The organism is Rhodococcus sp. no. 34 (assembly GCF_054589475.1).
This window is the reverse complement of sequence record NZ_BAAILK010000035.1, coordinates 622,676-639,685: the sequence shown is the minus strand read 5'-3', so window position 1 is coordinate 639,685 and position 17,010 is coordinate 622,676. Positions and strand designations below refer to the sequence as shown.

Sequence of the window (17,010 nt, the reverse complement as noted above, 5' to 3'; positions counted from 1 at the left end):
CTTGCGGCCTACGACCACGGCCCCCGCCTGCCGACGGATTTCGTCGACGCGGCGCTGGACAGCGTAGGCGGCGACGAGGTCGTCGGCGCCGATCAGATCGCGTACTGGCGCGCAGGGAGTGCCGCTCGCGATGGCGGCTGCGAGGCGGTCCGCAGCAGCTGCGATGTCGGTCTCGCTAGCTGTACTGGTATTCGTGGGCTGGCTCATGGCCACTACTTTCGCCGCGGCACCGAGATTGCGCCAGGGAACTGTCTCACTCAGCGATACGCTGGGGAGGTGACTGGCAGCGCAAACCTCGACACCGTGCTCGGCAAGGCGGTGACGATCCTGCGCGCCTTCCGGGCCGACGACCACGTGTTGCCTCTGGCCACCCTGGTCCAGCGGACGGGCCTGCACAAGGCGACGGTGCACCGCCTGGCCAACGAACTGGTCGCGAACCGGCTGCTCGACCGTATCGACGGTGGCTACCGGCTCAGCGGCGGCCTCTTCGAACTCGGCATGCTCGCCTCTCTCGAACGTAGCCTCCTGGAGATGGCGATGCCGTTCCTCCAGGACCTGTACGAGCGGACCCACGAGACAGTCCACCTGGGGGTCCGTGACGGCCACGACGTCGTGTACGTCGCGAAGATCGGCGGACACCGGCAAGCCAACTCGCCGTCCCGGACCGGCGGCCGGATACCGCTTTATTGCACCGCGATCGGCAAGGCGCTCCTGGCATTCTCCGACAACGAGTTTCGCCGCGAGGTGCTGTCGGAACCGATGACGCGCCGAACCCCGCACACAATTGTTGCGCCCGGCATTCTCAATACCCAACTGAACCGAGTGGTCGAGACCGGTATTGCGTTCGAGCGCGAGGAATCAGCGCCGGGTCTCGCGTGCGTTGCAGCGCCGGTATTCGGAACCAACGACAAACCCGTCGCCGCCATCAGTGTCACCGGTCCCACCAGTCGCTTCGTCCCCGAGAGCCAGGTGTCCTACGTTCGCGCCGCTGCCGAAGGCCTACACAGCACCATCGCTCGCCGCGAACGACTGCGGTGATCTGGCCGTCCCGACCCGGACGAGCCCGGTCAATGCGTGCGGCAATGGCCCCTCGTGTAAGACGCCGAGACGTTGGGTTGCGCGGGTGAGGGCGACATAGAGCTCCGAGGCGCCACGTGGACCGTCGGCGATGATTCGCTCCGGTTCCACGACGAGCACGGCATCGAACTCGAGGCCCTTCGTTTCCGAAACCGGCACAGCGCCGGGCACACTCGCAGGTCCGATGACGACGCTCGTACCCTCGCGTCCGGCCTCGTCCTGATTGAATTCGTCGATGGCGGAGGCTAGTTCGTCGGCGGAGATTCGCTTGGACCACGGTTGGACCCCGCAGGCGCGGACGGACTCGGGTGGCTGGACGTCTGGCGCGAACTCGGCGAGCAAGGCGGCGGCGACGCTCATGATCTCGGCGGGGGTGCGATAGTTCACCGACAGGGATCGGTAGATCCAGCGGCCGGGAACGTACGGCTCCATCATCGTCGCCCACGAGCGAGCACCTGCGGGTGAACGTCGTTGCGCGAGATCACCTACCACCGTGAAAGACCGGTCCGGGCAACGGCGCATCAGGACTCGCCAGTCCATCTCGGACAGCTCTTGTGCCTCGTCGACCACGATATGCCTGTACGTCCAGTCTCGGTCAGCAGCAGCGCGTTCGGCGAGCTCCCGGGTATCGCGTTCGACGAAACGATCCGCCAGGTCCTCGCCGTACAGCATGTCCTGGGCGAGGAGATGATCCTCGTCGTCCATCAAGTCTTCACGACTGATCATCATGTCCAGCACGCCCGCTGCATACGCAGCCTCGTCGCGGCGTTCACGTTCGGCACTCTGGTCGACGGGCTTGTCCCGGCCGAGCATGTCCACCAATTCGTCGAGAAGCGGAACGTCGGACACCGTCCAGGCATCGCCCTCTCGGCGCAACAGTGTCTCGTCTGCGCCTGCCTTGCGTAGGCGTTCCGGCGAAGTAAACAGCTGTGTCAGTACCTCTTTCGGTGTGAGGATCGGCCAGAGTGCGTCGAGCGCGGCGGCAAACGCGTCATTCTCCGCCAACTCTGCGGTCAGATCTGCGCGCACTTGTTCCCACGCTTCACGGTCACTACGGGTCAACCATCCCTTACCGATCCGCGCTATCGCCCGCTCGGTCAGTGCCCAGGTGACGATTTCGGTGAACACAGTCCGAGCGTCGTTGTGGGGGAGTCCGCTCGAACGAGCTTCTTCTCGGGCCCACTCCGCAGTTTCGGCGTCGATTCGCACTGTGACGTCCGCCAATTCGATCAACAACGGGTTCTCGGGCAATCGCTGATGATCGGCAATCGCTGCGCCGAGAACGTCCAGGATCTTCAGCGAACCTTTGAGCCCAGCGGCCTCAGGAGCGTCCTCGGCGGTGACGCGTAAACCCGGAACGAGATCACCGGTGGTCATGAACACCACGTCGGACTCGCCCAGTGAGGGCAGTACGCGGCCGATGTGGTTCAGGAACGCCGGGTTCGGCCCGACCACGAGAACGCCGTGACGTTCCATTCGCTCACGCTGCGTGTAGAGCAGGTAGGCGACGCGGTGCAAGGCGACGACGGTTTTCCCGGTACCGGGGCCACCTTCGATCACCAGCACCCCGGGGTGTTCGAGTCGGACGATGTCGTCCTGTTCGGCCTGGATGGTCGCCACGATGTCCCGCATTCCCTCACCGCGGGGTGCATTGACTGCTGCGAGCAAGGCGGAATCGCTGTGGGTGTCGTGTTCCGCGCCGTCAGGGCGCCCGAGTACCTCGTCGGTGAAATCGACCACGTGTCGACTGCGTGTGTGGAACTGACGGCGTCGACGCATGTTCTCCGGGTTTGCAGCGGTGGCAACGTAGAACGGGCGAGATGCCGGCGCCCGCCAATCGAGCAGCACCGGTTCGTAGTCGTTGTCCGCATCGAGAAGGCCGATTCGGCCGATGTACGAAGTCTCACCCGACAGCGAGTCCAACCGGCCGAAGCACAGGCCGTTGTCGGCTACGTCCAGCCTCTTCACCTCTTTGGCAAGCGCGCGCACCTCGGCGTCGCGTTCCATGAGTGCTTCGCCGTTTCCGCGCAGAGCGGTGCTGTACCTGCCCTTGACTCGGGCGCGCTCCGCATCGAGGCGAGCGTAGAGCCCCTCCACATAGTTCCGCTCGGAACGCAGTTCTTCTTCGTATCCCTGGATTGGCACGTGCCCTCACTTCCGCTGACTGTTCCGATCCCGTAGTGGGTCGTGCGGGATCGGAAGAGCCATTCTGCGGCACTACCCGGGCCTTGCCGCAAGGCCCCCGGTGCGATATACATTGATAGTGGAAGGGAGTGTCGATCCTCCCCCGGCTTTTTCCCACAGATCCTCTCGCAACCCCCAGACTGGTGCACGGCTCCGCGCCTGGTCGATGTTTGGACCCCGAGTGCCACGGGTACAAATCCAGTGACCGGTGTTCCAAAAACGGTTCCCCTCATGAACTTACGTGGATCGAGGGATTGTGAAGGCGATACTGGCAACGGCCGCGAGCATCCTTCTGGTGGTTGCCTTGGCCGTCGCCGTCTTGCTTCTCCTTTCCGGATCACCGCGCGAAGGTACTTCACACGAGCTCGCCGATACGGTTCACACGATCGGTGGGAAGCCGACAACCTGCACCGAGTTGTTCGGTGAAACATGCAGCTTTGCTTTGCAGTCGGACTACAACCAGTGGGGACAAAACCTCGAGGGTTTTGTCAATGCCGGGACTCTCGGACCTTTCGCCCGCAGTATCGGCTTCGTGGCGGAGGCGAAACTGAGCTTGCAGGCATGCGAGGTCAGCGCAACCGCCGGGCGGACGATTCTCGATTTCTACACTCTCGCCGAGATCGACCACCCCACGGCCACCACCACCGACCTCTTCCCCTTCTGGAACGAGTCCCGCCAATTCCTGTGCCCGGTAAACAGTTTCTGAGAACGGGTGATCGCTACTTGAGGCCGGACTGAACAAACGCGTCGCGCACGTAGCGCTGAAGGAAGAGATAGATCAGGAAGATCGGCAGACACGCGAGTCCGGACGCCGCCATGATGGCACCCCAGTTGTTCCCCTCGGCGCCGAGGAAGCTACGGATACCGATCTGCAGCACGGAATTCGACTGACGCATGATCAGCGCGGGCCAAAGGTACTCGTTCCAGGCCGAGATGAACAGCATGATGCCGAGTGCTGCGAGAGCGGGCTTCATGTTGGGCAACACAACCTTCCACAGCGTTGCCCACGAGTTCTGTCCGTCGATCTGACTGGCGTCCAGTAACTCCCGTGGAAATGCCTCCATATGCTGACGCATCAGCAGAACTCCGAAAGCCGAGCACAAGTTCGGGATCACGATGCCTGCGACGGTGTTGAGCAAGCCCATCTGGGAAATGAGAAGGTAGTTGGGGATCATCGTGACCTGAAACGGAACCAGCCACGACCCGACGAAGAGCAGAAACAACGCTTGTTTGCCGAAGAAGTTCCACCGCGCGAACCCGTACGCGGCAAGGATTGCGACGAACAACTGGCTGACCGACATGGCCAAAGCCATGGTGAAGGTGTTCACCATCATCGACGCCATCGGGATCGTGTTCCACACGTAGCGGAAGTTCTCGAGGCTGAAAGGCGAGGGGAGGGGACTCGCCGACAGAGAATCGTCGGGGCGACGAAAGGCCGTGGTGAACAGCCAGTAGATCGGGAAAATGCTGAACACGGTCACGGCCGCGAGGACAACATGCCCGAGCACTCGCCGTGTTCGAGAGCGGGACCGGACCGGTCCGTCATTGTTCTTGCTCCGTTTGTCGGGGTGTTCCACCGCCGGAGTTGCACCGGGACCATGCGTCTGGCTGGGCGCGTCGACCAGAACAAATGCCATGTCAGTTCCTAATTGTCGTAGAAGCTCAGTCGGTCCGACAGGCGGACGAAGATGACGGCGATGATTCCGAAGCCGACGAAGAAGAGAGTGCCTGCGGCTGCTGACAGTCCGGCGTCGAAGTTCTGGAAACCGAACTGGTACAACAGGTAGTAGATGTTCGTGGACGCACCGCTCGGTCCACCCTGGGTGAGAATGTCGATCACGGGGTAGGCCCACTGCGCACCCAGCAGAATCGTCATGAGGGCGAGGAAGACCAGTGTCGGGGAGAGCAGTGGCAGCGTTATCTTTCGGGTGATCGTCGCCTCGGATGCGCCGTCGAGTGACGCTGCCGAAGCGTAGTCCGGGTTGATGCCGGCAAGCCCAGCCGAGATGACCAGGACACCGAACCCGAGCATTTGCCATCCGACGATCACGACGACGCCTAGCAGTGCGAATTTCGGATCACGAAAGATGTTGCCCATCTCTATTCCCCACGTTGCGGCCACCCGTGGGATTGCGCCGCCGTCGGGATTGAAGAGCCAACGCCAGACGGCACTGCCCGCGATCGGTGTCACCAGGAACGGGACAAAGATCAGAGCTTGATAGATCGTCTTGGACCGTCCGGATATCCGCTTGGACACCAACGCGATGACGATCGGCAGCAACAGCGAGAACACCATGAAGGCGAGTGTGTAGACCACGGTGTTTCGTAGTGCCTGATGCAACTCGGGCAACGACAGAACACGCGTGTAATTATCCAGTCCTACAGCCACTTTGGGAGTGGTGGGAACCATGTTCCACTTGTAGAAGGACAGATTGACAGTCTCGCCGAGTGGCTTGTAGATCCACGCGATCAATAACACCACAGCCGGCAGCAGGTACAGGTAATGCACCAAGGCGCGGGGCGCCCACCCGGAACGGGCCGGGCGCGCCGCTACGGCACGCTCCGACCCGCCGGTGCTTGGAACTTCGACAAACATGTTCGAAACTCAATTCGCCAGTGCAGCAGAGGGACTGGACGAATTGCTCGCAGGAACCAGCTTGGAGATCGCCTCCGCAAGATACTCCGCGCTCACTTCGTATACAGTTGCCGACTCCTCTACCGGAACTACCGTGTGCAGAACCCGATCTCGGAACACATGGACCATGTTGAATGCCTGTGCACCGTCGCGGCCGCGCATGCTGCCCTTGTTCGCAAGAAGATCCTGTGTGTAGCAGGTCGCTGAGGCAACCGAGACGGGAATTCCGGCGAAGGTACAGGTGGTCGAGTAGTGCAGGTGGCCAGCGAGGATACCGCGAACATCGGTTCCCTCGAGTACCGTGGCAAGTCTGTTCTGCTCCTTCAGTTCCACCAAAGTGAGCACATCCAGAACCGAAGGGACTGGCGGATGGTGCAGCGCGAGAAGGGTTCCGTGTGGTGCGGGTACAGCCAGAACCTCTTCGAGCCAAGCGAGCTGTTCGTCGGTGATCAGGCCGTGATGGCTTCCGGGAACAGTGCTGTCCAACACGACGATGCGGAGGCCGTTCACGTCGACCACCGAGTCGACGGATTCCTGGGTCGGAGCGGTATCCAGCAGGCCGCTACGGAATGCCGGGCGTGCGTCGTGATTCCCCATGACCCAAATCACCTTTGCGCCTAGCTGTTCGGCGGCCGGTTCGACGATCCGGCGCAGTCGCACGTATGCCTCGGGTTCCCCCATGTCGGCCAGATCGCCGGTGAAGACGATAGCCTCAGGACGCTGGCCAGTCCGTTCCAGTCGCTCGAAGATGCGTGCCAGATTGGCATCGCTGTCCACGGAATCGTGGAGAAGATCTCCGTCGGTGACGAAGTGAGTATCGCTGAGGTGCAAGATGTAGTGATCGGGTTCGCCGTACTGGGACATGAAAAATTCTCCTTCAAGTGTGTGTCAGTTGACCAGTGCAAGATGTAGGCGGTCGAGTTCTTCGGAGCTCATTCCGTGGGCAAGAAGGTAATCGGAGGCACATCCGTACGAATCGTCGATGGATTGCAGGCTTGCCCGCATGAGCGCAGCCGGGCTTGCCCCGACGAGCTGGGCGAGGTTCTCCCCGTCGCCGATGCCGTATTCGCGCATCTTGACGGCCATGGCCGATGCCCACTCGCCGGCCAACATGACCTCCGAGAGCGAATAGTCCGCGACGATGTCGCGGTAGTCAACGCCGACCGCTGCCAGAGCGAGTGCAACGACGAGGCCGGTACGGTCTTTGCCTGCCGTGCAGTGCACGAGTACTGCGCTGTCGTCGGACTCTGCGATTGCGCGTACAGCTCGAACCAGTCGGACACCGCATTGATCGATGACCTTCGCGTAGATTGCTGCAAGGTCCAAACTTGTTTCTCGAGAGTTTATTTCGCTCTCGAAGATGGGCAGGTGGAATTGCTGGAGGTCCAGTCCTCCGAGAGCATTCGGTGCTGTGTCCAACTCTTCCTGCTCGCGCAGGTCGATGACGAAGGCCAGCCCACGGGCGCGGAGAATCTCGCGGTCAGCTTGATCGAGTCGATGAAGAGCGTCCGCACGAAAGAGCTTGTTCCACTTGGTGCTGAGGCCGTCGCGGGTAGCGTATCCGCCCACGTCGCGAAGGTTGTAGGTGCCGTTCAGGTCGAGCCGACGATTGGCCCGCTGAACCGGAAGAGCTGTAGTCATAGTTGTTCCCGATTCGGAAGTGATGTTCGCTGGAATTGGAATGGGCCGTGTCAACCGATCAAGTCCTGAGCCCGTTGCTGCGCGGCTTGCATGGTCGCTTTCGGGTCCTTGCCGTAGAACACGGATTCCTCGATGGCTTGCGCGAGAATGTCGTCGACCTGGACGTAGCTGTTACCGGGGTACGACTGCCACGGCTGAAGCGAGTCGAGCTGCTTGAGGTTGGGCGCCAGTAGCGGATTGCTGTCGGCCCATGGCTTGAGTGCAGCAGGATCCTGTGTCAGCGAAGAGCGGAGAGGCAGGTATCCGATCTTGGTGGAGATCTGTGTGTACGCGTGATCGCTGGTCATGAATTTGATCAGTTCCCAAGCAGCGCGGGCCTTTGCCGGGTCTTGCGAGAAGACGGAGAGGACCGAACCTGAATTGGTGGGAACCGCTGCCTGCCCGTCGAAGGCAGGCATTGCGGTAGCGCGCAGATCCCAACCCGCCTTGGCCGCAGAACTGACAAACATGCCTTGCAGCGCAGACGTGTTGAGATCGATCGCGATGTCGCCCTTTGCGAAACCTTCGTACTGTGTGGCCGAATCCGCGTTCACCAAGACTCCGTCCTCGTAGAGTCCACGAAGCATGGTGACTGCCGACACTGAGGCAGGCTCACCGAATTCGATGGTCTTGCGATCTTCGGACAACACACCCCCTCCGGCCGATTTGAAGAGTGCCTGCATACACCAGCTGCCACCCTTGACCGAACAGCTCACTCCGAGCGACGGCTTTCCTGTCTTGGAGGTCACTGCCTTTGCGGCAGCGGCAACCTTGCTCCAGGTGGAGAGATCGGTATCGGCCGGGAGCCTGGCCTCGGTCAGTGCGGTGGAGTTGTAAAACAATGTCGGGGTGGAGAACACGTACGGAACGCCGTAGGTTTCCCCATTCCAGTCGCCGAGTGTTGCAGCTCTGGGGTGGAAGGGATGGTCGCCGCCGAAGTTCGCCTGCACTGCGTCCTTGCCGACAAGGTCGTCAAGATTTCTTGCTTTCAGTGCGGTGACGGCGAAATCAAGTGTGTCGAAAGTTAATTGAGCGACATCGGGTGGCGAACCGGCGAGCATCTGTGTTTGCACGCTGCTCGCGGTGCCGGAACCGGCCGCACCACCGCTCTGCGGCGGCTGAGCTTTGACGTGAATGTTCGGGTGGGCGGCCTCGAAGTCGGAGATGAGACCGGTGACGGTGTCTGTCCACAAACCTGCCTGGGCAAGGTTGTAGGACTCGAAGACGATGTCGACCTGCTGATTCGGGTCGAGTTCCGGAACCTGTACTGCGGAATCGGAGCCGCCGGTGGTGGCACCTCCCGTGGCACATCCGGCAAGGGCGAGGGATGCCGCCAATGCTGTGGCGATCTTCCATCGTGTTTTGCGCATGACAAATCTCCTGGTGGTGGAATGCAGTGTCAGAGGATGAGTTGAAGGTTCAGCTGAGAACGGATGTATCAAGGTCCAATGTTGCTGGTATGTCCAGCCATTCGAGTCGCCGTCCGCTGGATCGGTCGAAGAGGTGAAGATGGCGCAGTTCGGCGGACAGCACCGCGGGCCGACCCTCGTGAAGTGCGATCGGTCGCGGAGCGCGCACGCAGATCGTGGTCGACCCGACCAGACAGTAGGCCACTTGCTCGCTTCCGAGGTTCTCGACCGAAGTGACGTCGACGGTGATACGCGCACCGGTTCCGGAATCCGTGCCTGGATGTATCGGTGTGAGGTGTTCGGGACGAATGCCGAATACGACGTCGCGCGAATCGGTCTCCCCTGACCAGAGTGAGGCTTCGATTCCTTCTGCCGAAACCCTCACTTGCCCGTCCGTCGAGAATGCTCTCGCATCAACAAGATTCATGGCTGGACTGCCCAGGAATCCTGCGACGAACACCGATGCCGGACGATCGTAGACATCCTCCGGGGTGCCGAGTTGTTCGAGCCTGCCATGGTTGAGCAGTGCGATACGCGTCGCCATTGTCATTGCCTCGACCTGGTCGTGGGTGACGTAGACGAAGGTGGCGCCCAACCGTCGGTGGAGGTCGGTGAGCTCACGACGGGTCGCCGTTCTGAGCTTCGCGTCGAGATTCGACAGAGGTTCGTCCATCAAGAACGCCTTCGGATTTCGAACGATCGCGCGTCCCACCGCCACTCGCTGGCGCTGGCCACCAGACAACTCCTTCGGCTTGCGCTCCAGCAGATGTGCGATCTCGAGCTGCTGTGCTACCTCCTCGACACGCGCTACTGCGGAGGCTTTGTCGATCTTCTTCACCTTCAAGGGGAATCCGAGGTTCTTTGCCACGGAGAGGTGCGGGTAGAGCGCATAGTTCTGGAACACCATGGCGACGTCGCGTCGACGCGCGGGGGTGGTGGTGATGTCTTCGTCGTCGAGCAATATCCGGCCGCTGGTCGGTTCCAGCAGGCCGGCGAGCATCCTCAGCAGTGTCGTCTTACCGCAGCCACTGGGCCCGAGGAGGACCAGGAAATCGCCGTCACGAACATCGATGTCGATGTTGTCGACTGCGGTGACATCTGCGAACTTCCGACTCAGATTCTCTATTCGAATCCTGCCCATTGGCTTCTCCCGATGAAATGACGTTACCCAATCGCATCGAATTGGGAATTTTCGTTACATCGGAAGTTAGCCAGTCGAAGGTGAACGGCGATCGAACGCTGTCGTAAATGTCCGTAATTCTCAGGGCAACTATTCGGGCCGGAACGTATGGAGGTTCCGAATTTCAGCTAGTGGAACCGTGATTGAGGATTCCGATCACATGCTCGAGGGTCTGGGCGGCAGCTTCCGCCGACCCGCCGCGTCGTTCACTGACGGCGATCTGGAGGCCGATCAGAAAGGTCAGCTGGATGACGGTTGCCGAAGCGCCGTGCGCGCCCCACGGCCCGGTTCCGCCACCGAGAACCAGGCCCATGTCGGCCAGTTCCACCAGTGGGGAACGTGCGTATCCGGTCACGCCGATGACGGTGGCGCCGGCCTCTTTCGCGGCATGGGCGGGTTGGAGGGTCAACGAGTTGAGTCCACTGTCACTGATCGCCAGACAGACGTCTCGAGAGGTGAGGTGGCGGGCTGTCAGCTGCTGCATCACTGCATCGGTGGGTGCTTCCGCGGTCCGTCCGTTCACGATGAACCGCACAGCCACTGCGGATGCCGACGGCCCGGATACCCCGTTTCCCACAACGAGTACGCGGTCGGCGTCGGCGATGGCTTCGACGGCCTGGTCGAAAGCATCGCGATCCAGTGGTGTGAGTGCTCCGCCGAGATCGGCCGCCACTTCGCCGAATACCGCTTGCATCAGCCCTATGCTGTCCTTGGTGTGCGATGCATCCTGCACGCGTGATTCCGTAGCGCCGAGATCTCTGAGCAGCAGCATCCGCAGATGCTGAAAGCCTTTGAATCCGAGATTCTGACATGCTCGAATAACCGTTGCTGTCGACGTGGACGCGTGCTCGGCCACATCTGCCGCCGACCACCAGGCGAACTCCTTGGGCCGGGCTATGCAGATGTCCGCGACGCGTCGCTCGCTCGGAGCCAGGTTGGGCGCAAGTGCGCGAATCGTGGACAGCGTTCCGCCCACGGGGGGATCGGTCTGTAACTGGCTCATGAGCACTGAATAACACACGAGAGTGAACGGCACTCCCCTCGGTGGCCGCTTCTTGTACGCGTTGCGGCGTGTCGGTGCACGGATGTTTATGCGAATTTCGACGGGGTAGGGCCTTCTGTGTGGGAGTCCTACCTGGGTGGGATCCCTGAGCAACAATCCGAAACGTATTGGAGGGTCAACGTGCCAGATGACAAGAGCGGTCCCAGCGAGGGAATCAAAGGCGTCGTAGAGGACGTCAAGGGTAAGGCCAAGGAAGCCGTGGGTGCGGTTTCCGGAAACGACAGTTTGACCCGAGAGGGCCGCGCCCAGCAGGACAAGGCCGAAAGCCAGCGAGAAGTCGCGAAGAAAGAGGCAGAAGCCGAGAAGGCTCGCGCAGAAGCGGCCGCGGACGAAGCGCGACAGAAGTCCGAGCAATAGCCCTGACGCACTCGTCACCCTCGGCCTGGGATTGATCCCAGCCCGGGGGTGAGTCGTGGCTCCGCGTTCAGTTTGAAATCTCTACTTACATAAGGCGTAACAAGATTCTTGCGCCCAGCATGACGATCAAGAGGAGCTGTTCGATGCCTTCATCTCAGTCCGTCCCAGGTGCGCCGGCCCCGAAAGCGCCGGACCTGAAAGAGCCGGTCAAGCCTCGACAGCCGTTGCCGCCCAAGGATGACCAGCGGCAGCCGGAGGTGCGTACCGTCGCGGGTGCTGAGGAGAAGGTGAAGGGAAATGGTCGCGGCCAGCGGGGGGAGTACCTCACCACCGCAACCGGTACACGTCTCTACGAAACCGACCACTCACTCACCGCCGGCGAGCGCGGCCCGACTCTTCTTCAAGACCACCACCTGCGTGAGAAGATCACACACTTCGACCACGAGCGAATTCCGGAGCGCGTCGTCCACGCCCGCGGGGCGGCCGCACATGGAACGTTCCTGGCGAATGGCGCAGCCGAAAACATCTGTAAAGCATCGGTGTTCGCTTCCGGTGCTCGAACCCCGGTGTTCGTGCGGTTCTCGACGGTGCTGGGTTCACGAGGTTCGGCGGACACCGTACGCGACACACGCGGTTTCGCCACCAAGTTCTACACCGACGAAGGTGTCTTCGACCTGGTGGGCAACAACATCCCGGTGTTCTTCATTCAGGACGGCATCAAATTCCCGGACATCATCCATGCCGCGAAGCCCCACCCGGACCGCGAGATTCCGCAGGCGCAGAGCGCGCACGACACTTTCTGGGATTTCGTGTCGCTGCACACCGAGGCCACGGCGCACACATTGTGGAACATGTCCGATCGCGGCATCCCGCGCTCCTATCGCATGATGGAGGGCTTCGGTATTCACACGTTCAGGCTCGTGAATGCCGAGGGCGAGACGAATCTGGTGAAATTCCACTGGAAGCCGGCCGCCGGAGTGCATTCACTCGTGTGGGAGGAAGCGCAGATCGCCGGCGGTGTGGATCCGGATTTCCATCGACGCGATCTTGCCGACGCCATCGAGGCGGGCGCGTATCCGTCCTGGGATCTGGGCGTGCAGGTGTTCCCTGATACCGAAGACGAAATGTTCGAAGGCATAGATCTATTGGATCCCACCAAGATCGTGCCCGAAGAACTCGCGCCGGTTCAGGTCATCGGAACGATGACACTCGACGCCAATCCGACGAACTTCTTCGCCGAGACCGAGCAGGTTGCATTCCATCCGGGCCACTTGGTTCCGGGGGTCGACATCACCAACGATCGTCTCCTGCAGGCACGTTTGTTCTCGTACCTCGACACCCAGATCACGCGACTCGGTGGCCCCAATTTCGATCAGATCCCGATCAACCGTCCTCACGCGCCTGTCAACGACATGCTTCGCGACGGCTTTCATCAGGACGGTGTGCATACCGGAGTCGCGCCGTATCATCCCAATTCGTTGGACGGTGGGTGCCCGTTCTTGGCCTCGGCGGACAGCGCGGCCTATATCGAGGTGCCTGAGGAAGTTTCAGGGCGCAAGGTGAGGCAGGCGCCGGCATCGTTCGACGATCACTTCTCGCAAGCTCGACTCTTCTACCGCAGTCTCTCCCCTGTCGAACAGGAGCACGTCGCGCAGGCGTATACCTTCGAATTGGGCAAGTGCTACGAGGAGAACATCAAGACCCGGAATCTGGGCATCTTGGCGAACATCGACGCGGGCCTCGTGTCGATTGTCGCAGGGGGGCTTGGCCTTCCGGTTCCCGAACCGACGGAGCCGTTGAGCGATCCGGAGCTCAGCCCTGCACTGTCTCAGGTTGGCGCGGAATGGCCGGTAGACGGAAGGATCATCGCACTACTGGTCGATGAGAACTCCGATCTCGAAACGGTTGTCGCCGTTCGAGACAAGATCTTCGACGCCGGCATGGTGCCGCTGATCCTCGGCCCGCACGGCGGAACCATCGGGGACGGTGACGACGCGGTGACGGTGCAGCGAACGTACCTCACAGCTCGTTCGATCGAATTCGATGCAATCCTGCTGAGCGGCGACGTTTCTCGGATAGGCGAGGGCAAGTTGGATCCACGGGTGGAGACTCTGCTGAACGAAATGTATCGTCACAGCAAGGCAATTGGTGGTTGGGGAGAGAGCATGAGTGCGCTGGCTGCGGCCGGTATCGACGAGTCTGCATTGGGAGTCGTCGTCGATGCAGACGCGGAAGGAGCGCTCGCCTCGCTGGCTCAGCTTCTGAAGACGCACCGCGTGTGGGGGCGTTTCGAGGTGCTGCCTACATCCTGAGTGCCGACGTACGTTCGAACCTGCGGTGTGGCCGAATTGCCAGTTCGGCCACACCGTCGGAGTGAAGACGAGTGAAGGGACGAAACAGTGGCTCGCAAGGACTCACAACCTCAACTCAAGGATCAAGAACTCTACGAAGAGCTACGCGAGAAGGGCGATTCCAAGGAGAAGGCGGCCCGAATCTCCAATGCGGCCGCCAATCGAGGGCGGTCGAATGTCGCCAAGTCCGGCGGACAATCCTCGCCGTACGAGGAGTGGACAGTCGACGAGCTGAAGAAACGTGCCAAGGAACTCGATCTGCACGGCTATTCGAAGCTGAACAAGGGTGAGCTGATCGAGCAGCTCCGCACTCACTGAGCTGTGTTCTGCTCGAGTCGTATTCTGCTTGAGCAGAATACGACTCGAGCGGTCGGTTCAGTGCCCTTCTTGATCGAAGAGTTCCTGACCTTCCAGTCGTTTGACCCGTCGGTGTTCCATTAAGATGGCCAGTGTTCCGACGATGAAGGACACCACACACACGACGCCGGCAATGACTGCCCAACCACGAAATCCGTAACCTGCTGCCACCAAGGTCAATCCGAGTGTTGCCAGGCCCAGTCCGATCAGCAGGTATCCGGGATAGTTGCGACCGTCGCTGATTGCCTCCCCTACGTGCGATCGATTTGTGTGTTCGTCATCTACCGGTGAACTTTCGCTCGCGTTTGTCACGGCACACTCCATCCTGAGCTCATGAAGACTTGCGATTCTTCGCTCGTCGTCGGTTCACAGGGCAACTACCCGATCGGCGACTGGATGAAACGGTTGGAGTAGTGCCGAAAGGGGTAGAAGGTCGTACGCTCGAAGTATCGGATGTGGATGAAAACCGGTGCGAGGAAGGCCTATGAACGCGAAGCCGACTCCCGACATATTCTCGGTAGGTACACCGACTCTCGGTGTCGAAGAGGAGTTCTTGCTCTGCGATCCGCAGACTGGACGTCCCACTCTGCGCAACTCCGAGGTTGCTGCCGTCGGGCGGGAACTCGGTATCTCGCTGCAACTCGAACTCACGCGCTGTCAGGTGGAGACGTCCACGTCGATCGGAAACCATATTCGTGATCTTCGTGATCAACTCTGTGAGTCGCGTGCCGTCACCGCCGACGCCGCTGCCCGTGTGGGTTGTCAACTCATCGCAGTCGGGACGCCGTTCTACGATCCGCCGGTAGACGAGATCACTCAAACGTCGCGATACCAGCGAATGGCCGGTCAATTCGGAGCGATCACCGAAGGTGTGATGTGTGGTTGCCACATTCATGTCGGTGTGGAAGATCGAGAACGATCGGTCCAGATCATCAACCATCTGCGCCCTTGGTTACCGACCTTGTTGGCATTGACGGCGAACTCTCCGATCAGCGCCGGTCGCGATACCGGTTATGCGAGTTGGCGTTACGTTCTGTTCGGCCGATGGCCCAGTTCGGGTCCGCCGCCCTACTTCGAGTCCGTGGCGCACTACGAAGATGCTGTTGCAGCGATGCTGGAGACAGGGGTCATTCTCGATCCACACATGGTCTATTGGGATGTGCGCATGTCGGATCACCTTCCCACCGTGGAGATTCGGATCAGCGACGTGCCCGCCACCGTGGAGGAGACGATGACCCTGGCCACACTGGTGCAGGCACTCGTCGGTACCGCATCCGCCGCGATCACGAAAGGTGAAGCAGCGCCTGCCGTCGATCACGAGCTACTCCGCGCGGCTTGCTGGCGGGCGGCGCGTGACGGACTCGACGGGAGGTCGCTGGACGTGGAATCCGTGCGCTTGCTGACTGCACACCAGGCGGTTCGGCAATTGGTGGATCACGTCGAACCTGCGTTGACTGCATTCGGAGAATTCGAGCAGGTCACGGCCTCCTTGGACAAGGTGTTCAGCAACGGAAACGGGGCGATCGTGCAGCGCCGTCAACTCACGCGTCGGTCACGTGTAGCTGATGTGATCGACGAGTGCGCTCGACGCACTTTCGAAGGGTGCAGTTCGCAAGGGGTCAGTGACATGTAGGCGGCGGGAACCTACCGGCTACGGGGAGGCGTTGACTTCCAATTTTGTGCCGAGTTCACTGGAAATGAGGGCTTGTCGACTCCCCGTGCGGAAATCATCCCGTCTGCAGGCCGCGTCGCGAGTCGCATGATGGCGAAGGGTTAGTCATGACAAACGAATCTGGTGAACGGGCGTCCGAAGAACCGCAGTCTGCGCGTGGAGCCCCGGGCTCCCGAGGCACGGGCTCGAATGAACCAGGCGGCGGTCCGGTAGATCGCCCTTCCGGCTCGTTCGACGACGAGGAGACTATCTCGGGGGTAGAAGGAACCGAGACGACGCCCGCCGAGCCCACCGCATCCGAACCGGCTGTGCCGCCCTACGAGGGACGTCAGGAAACCGCAAAGAAGTCGGCCTTCAAGGAGGCCGAGAGTTCTGGTGGGCCGAATACTGGAGGGGCCGGCGAACCTGTCGTCGATTCTGAGTTCAAGGCACCACCGGCGGAAGAGACTCCTGGTGGAAGAACTGCATCCCCTGCAGACGAGCAACCCGCCGCGGAAGCGACTGAATCGGCTTCCAGCGAAAGCGGAGTGGGGCCGGCACATCAACCGGGGGTTGGGAGGAGTGAAGACAAGAGGGACAACATATGAATGGCGATCCGCGCCCCGGACTTTCCGTCGGACAAGGACCTTGACGCGCTGTGCAGTCGACCGGCCACCGTGGTCGAAGAGCGTGGTCTGACAGTCTCCACTGCGGATCGTTGACTTGGGTGCGGCGCTGGCGCTGGCCGTCACCGGTGAAGCCGGTCCTGATACCCAGGAGAACGTTCGATCCGGAACTGTGTGGTTCGGAATCGTCGACCATGGGACGGCCGAAACGGAGAAGCAAGTTTTCTCGGGCGACCCCGAAGCTGTCCTCGGTGCAAATGTCGAGCACGCGATCCAACTACTTCTGCGTCACGCATCCGATCGCCACACTCCGAGTTCGAGAGTTGTGTACTAGTCGAGTTTTCAACTCTTCGAACGGTTCTTCTTGTGACGACCTGTGTGTTTCGCAGGCGCCTGCGCGGTTGGAACCAGATGACCGTCGGCCGTGTATTTTTCGACTA

16 protein-coding genes and 1 pseudogene are annotated in these 17,010 nt (G+C 61.0%); 7 read left to right on the top strand and 10 right to left on the bottom strand.

Annotated elements, in window-relative coordinates; genetic code table 11:
* Positions 1–207 (bottom strand): annotated as a pseudogene (locus tag ACYP01_RS16230) (2-keto-4-pentenoate hydratase); the annotation flags it as partial.
* Between the two features lie 69 nt (positions 208–276).
* Here ACYP01_RS16230 and ACYP01_RS16225 point away from each other — a divergent pair.
* Positions 277–1,038 (top strand): IclR family transcriptional regulator, encoded by a 762-nt coding sequence (locus tag ACYP01_RS16225; protein WP_003942865.1) that lies wholly within the window; start codon positions 277–279, stop codon positions 1,036–1,038.
* Here ACYP01_RS16225 and helR read toward each other — a convergent pair.
* On the bottom strand, positions 1,000–3,216 hold the full coding sequence (gene helR / locus ACYP01_RS16220; protein ID WP_459681335.1) for an RNA polymerase recycling motor ATPase HelR: 2,217 nt from the start codon (positions 3,214–3,216) through the stop codon (positions 1,000–1,002). The two genes, ACYP01_RS16225 and helR, sit on opposite strands and share 39 nt — an antisense overlap.
* A gap of 286 nt (positions 3,217–3,502) precedes the next feature.
* Between helR and ACYP01_RS16215 the strand changes: the two genes are divergently transcribed.
* Positions 3,503–3,967, top strand: a complete 465-nt coding sequence (locus ACYP01_RS16215) for a hypothetical protein (RefSeq protein ID WP_225320190.1) — start codon at positions 3,503–3,505, stop codon at positions 3,965–3,967.
* 13 nt (positions 3,968–3,980) lie between these two features.
* Here the strand turns inward: ACYP01_RS16215 and ACYP01_RS16210 are convergent, their stop codons facing one another.
* The 7 genes from ACYP01_RS16210 to ACYP01_RS16180 form a co-directional block, all read right to left on the bottom strand.
* Positions 3,981–4,898 (bottom strand): carbohydrate ABC transporter permease, encoded by a 918-nt coding sequence (locus tag ACYP01_RS16210; RefSeq protein ID WP_459681141.1) that lies wholly within the window; start codon positions 4,896–4,898, stop codon positions 3,981–3,983.
* 8 nt (positions 4,899–4,906) lie between these two features.
* The gene (locus ACYP01_RS16205) at positions 4,907–5,857 is read right to left on the bottom strand and encodes a carbohydrate ABC transporter permease (protein ID WP_459681139.1); all 951 of its coding nucleotides are present in this window, start codon (positions 5,855–5,857) and stop codon (positions 4,907–4,909) included.
* A 9-nt stretch (positions 5,858–5,866) separates the two neighbouring features.
* A complete protein-coding gene (locus tag ACYP01_RS16200) occupies positions 5,867–6,760 on the bottom strand; it encodes a phosphodiesterase (RefSeq protein WP_285181590.1) in 894 nt (297 codons plus the stop codon).
* Between the two features lie 24 nt (positions 6,761–6,784).
* Positions 6,785–7,537: a tyrosine-protein phosphatase gene (locus ACYP01_RS16195; protein WP_459681138.1), complete on the bottom strand. Its 753-nt coding sequence runs from the start codon at positions 7,535–7,537 to the stop codon at positions 6,785–6,787.
* A gap of 50 nt (positions 7,538–7,587) precedes the next feature.
* A complete protein-coding gene (locus ACYP01_RS16190; RefSeq protein WP_459681136.1) occupies positions 7,588–8,946 on the bottom strand; it encodes an extracellular solute-binding protein in 1,359 nt (452 codons plus the stop codon).
* A 49-nt stretch (positions 8,947–8,995) separates the two neighbouring features.
* Positions 8,996–10,126: an ABC transporter ATP-binding protein gene (locus tag ACYP01_RS16185; protein WP_459681133.1), complete on the bottom strand. Its 1,131-nt coding sequence runs from the start codon at positions 10,124–10,126 to the stop codon at positions 8,996–8,998.
* A gap of 163 nt (positions 10,127–10,289) precedes the next feature.
* Positions 10,290–11,168 (bottom strand): MurR/RpiR family transcriptional regulator, encoded by an 879-nt coding sequence (locus ACYP01_RS16180; protein WP_459681131.1) that lies wholly within the window; start codon positions 11,166–11,168, stop codon positions 10,290–10,292.
* Between the two features lie 180 nt (positions 11,169–11,348).
* Between ACYP01_RS16180 and mbp1 the strand changes: the two genes are divergently transcribed.
* From mbp1 to ACYP01_RS16165, 3 genes are all read left to right on the top strand, one after another.
* Complete coding sequence (mbp1, locus tag ACYP01_RS16175) at positions 11,349–11,585, top strand: microaggregate-binding protein 1 (RefSeq protein WP_003943084.1); 237 nt, start codon at positions 11,349–11,351, stop codon at positions 11,583–11,585.
* A gap of 143 nt (positions 11,586–11,728) precedes the next feature.
* Positions 11,729–13,897 (top strand): catalase, encoded by a 2,169-nt coding sequence (locus tag ACYP01_RS16170; protein WP_459681128.1) that lies wholly within the window; start codon positions 11,729–11,731, stop codon positions 13,895–13,897.
* Between the two features lie 87 nt (positions 13,898–13,984).
* On the top strand, positions 13,985–14,254 hold the full coding sequence (locus ACYP01_RS16165) for a DUF7218 family protein (RefSeq protein WP_003943161.1): 270 nt from the start codon (positions 13,985–13,987) through the stop codon (positions 14,252–14,254).
* 57 nt (positions 14,255–14,311) lie between these two features.
* On the opposite strand, the gene ACYP01_RS16160 is transcribed toward ACYP01_RS16165, so the two are convergent.
* On the bottom strand, positions 14,312–14,617 hold the full coding sequence (locus ACYP01_RS16160) for a hypothetical protein (RefSeq protein WP_007735689.1): 306 nt from the start codon (positions 14,615–14,617) through the stop codon (positions 14,312–14,314).
* Positions 14,618–14,777: 160 nt separating this feature from the next.
* Between ACYP01_RS16160 and ACYP01_RS16155 the strand changes: the two genes are divergently transcribed.
* Positions 14,778–15,926 (top strand): glutamate--cysteine ligase 2, encoded by a 1,149-nt coding sequence (locus tag ACYP01_RS16155; RefSeq protein ID WP_459681126.1) that lies wholly within the window; start codon positions 14,778–14,780, stop codon positions 15,924–15,926.
* 741 nt (positions 15,927–16,667) lie between these two features.
* Positions 16,668–16,904 carry a CinA family protein gene (locus ACYP01_RS16150; protein WP_459681123.1) on the top strand — a complete coding sequence of 79 codons (237 nt, stop codon included), beginning with the start codon at positions 16,668–16,670 and terminating at the stop codon, positions 16,902–16,904.
* Positions 16,905–17,010: the final 106 nt, after the last annotated feature.

Coding starts and splice junctions, on each gene's coding strand:
- ACYP01_RS16180 (WP_459681131.1), bottom strand. CDS start 11,168: ATGAGCCAGTTACAGACCGATCCCCCCGTGGGCGGAACGCTGTCCACG.
- ACYP01_RS16185 (WP_459681133.1), bottom strand. CDS start 10,126: ATGGGCAGGATTCGAATAGAGAATCTGAGTCGGAAGTTCGCAGATGTC.
- ACYP01_RS16155 (WP_459681126.1), top strand. CDS start 14,778: ATGAACGCGAAGCCGACTCCCGACATATTCTCGGTAGGTACACCGACT.
- ACYP01_RS16200 (WP_285181590.1), bottom strand. CDS start 6,760: ATGTCCCAGTACGGCGAACCCGATCACTACATCTTGCACCTCAGCGAT.
- ACYP01_RS16170 (WP_459681128.1), top strand. CDS start 11,729: ATGCCTTCATCTCAGTCCGTCCCAGGTGCGCCGGCCCCGAAAGCGCCG.
- ACYP01_RS16210 (WP_459681141.1), bottom strand. CDS start 4,898: ATGGCATTTGTTCTGGTCGACGCGCCCAGCCAGACGCATGGTCCCGGT.
- ACYP01_RS16205 (WP_459681139.1), bottom strand. CDS start 5,857: ATGTTTGTCGAAGTTCCAAGCACCGGCGGGTCGGAGCGTGCCGTAGCG.
- ACYP01_RS16160 (WP_007735689.1), bottom strand. CDS start 14,617: ATGGAGTGTGCCGTGACAAACGCGAGCGAAAGTTCACCGGTAGATGAC.
- ACYP01_RS16190 (WP_459681136.1), bottom strand. CDS start 8,946: ATGCGCAAAACACGATGGAAGATCGCCACAGCATTGGCGGCATCCCTC.
- ACYP01_RS16195 (WP_459681138.1), bottom strand. CDS start 7,537: ATGACTACAGCTCTTCCGGTTCAGCGGGCCAATCGTCGGCTCGACCTG.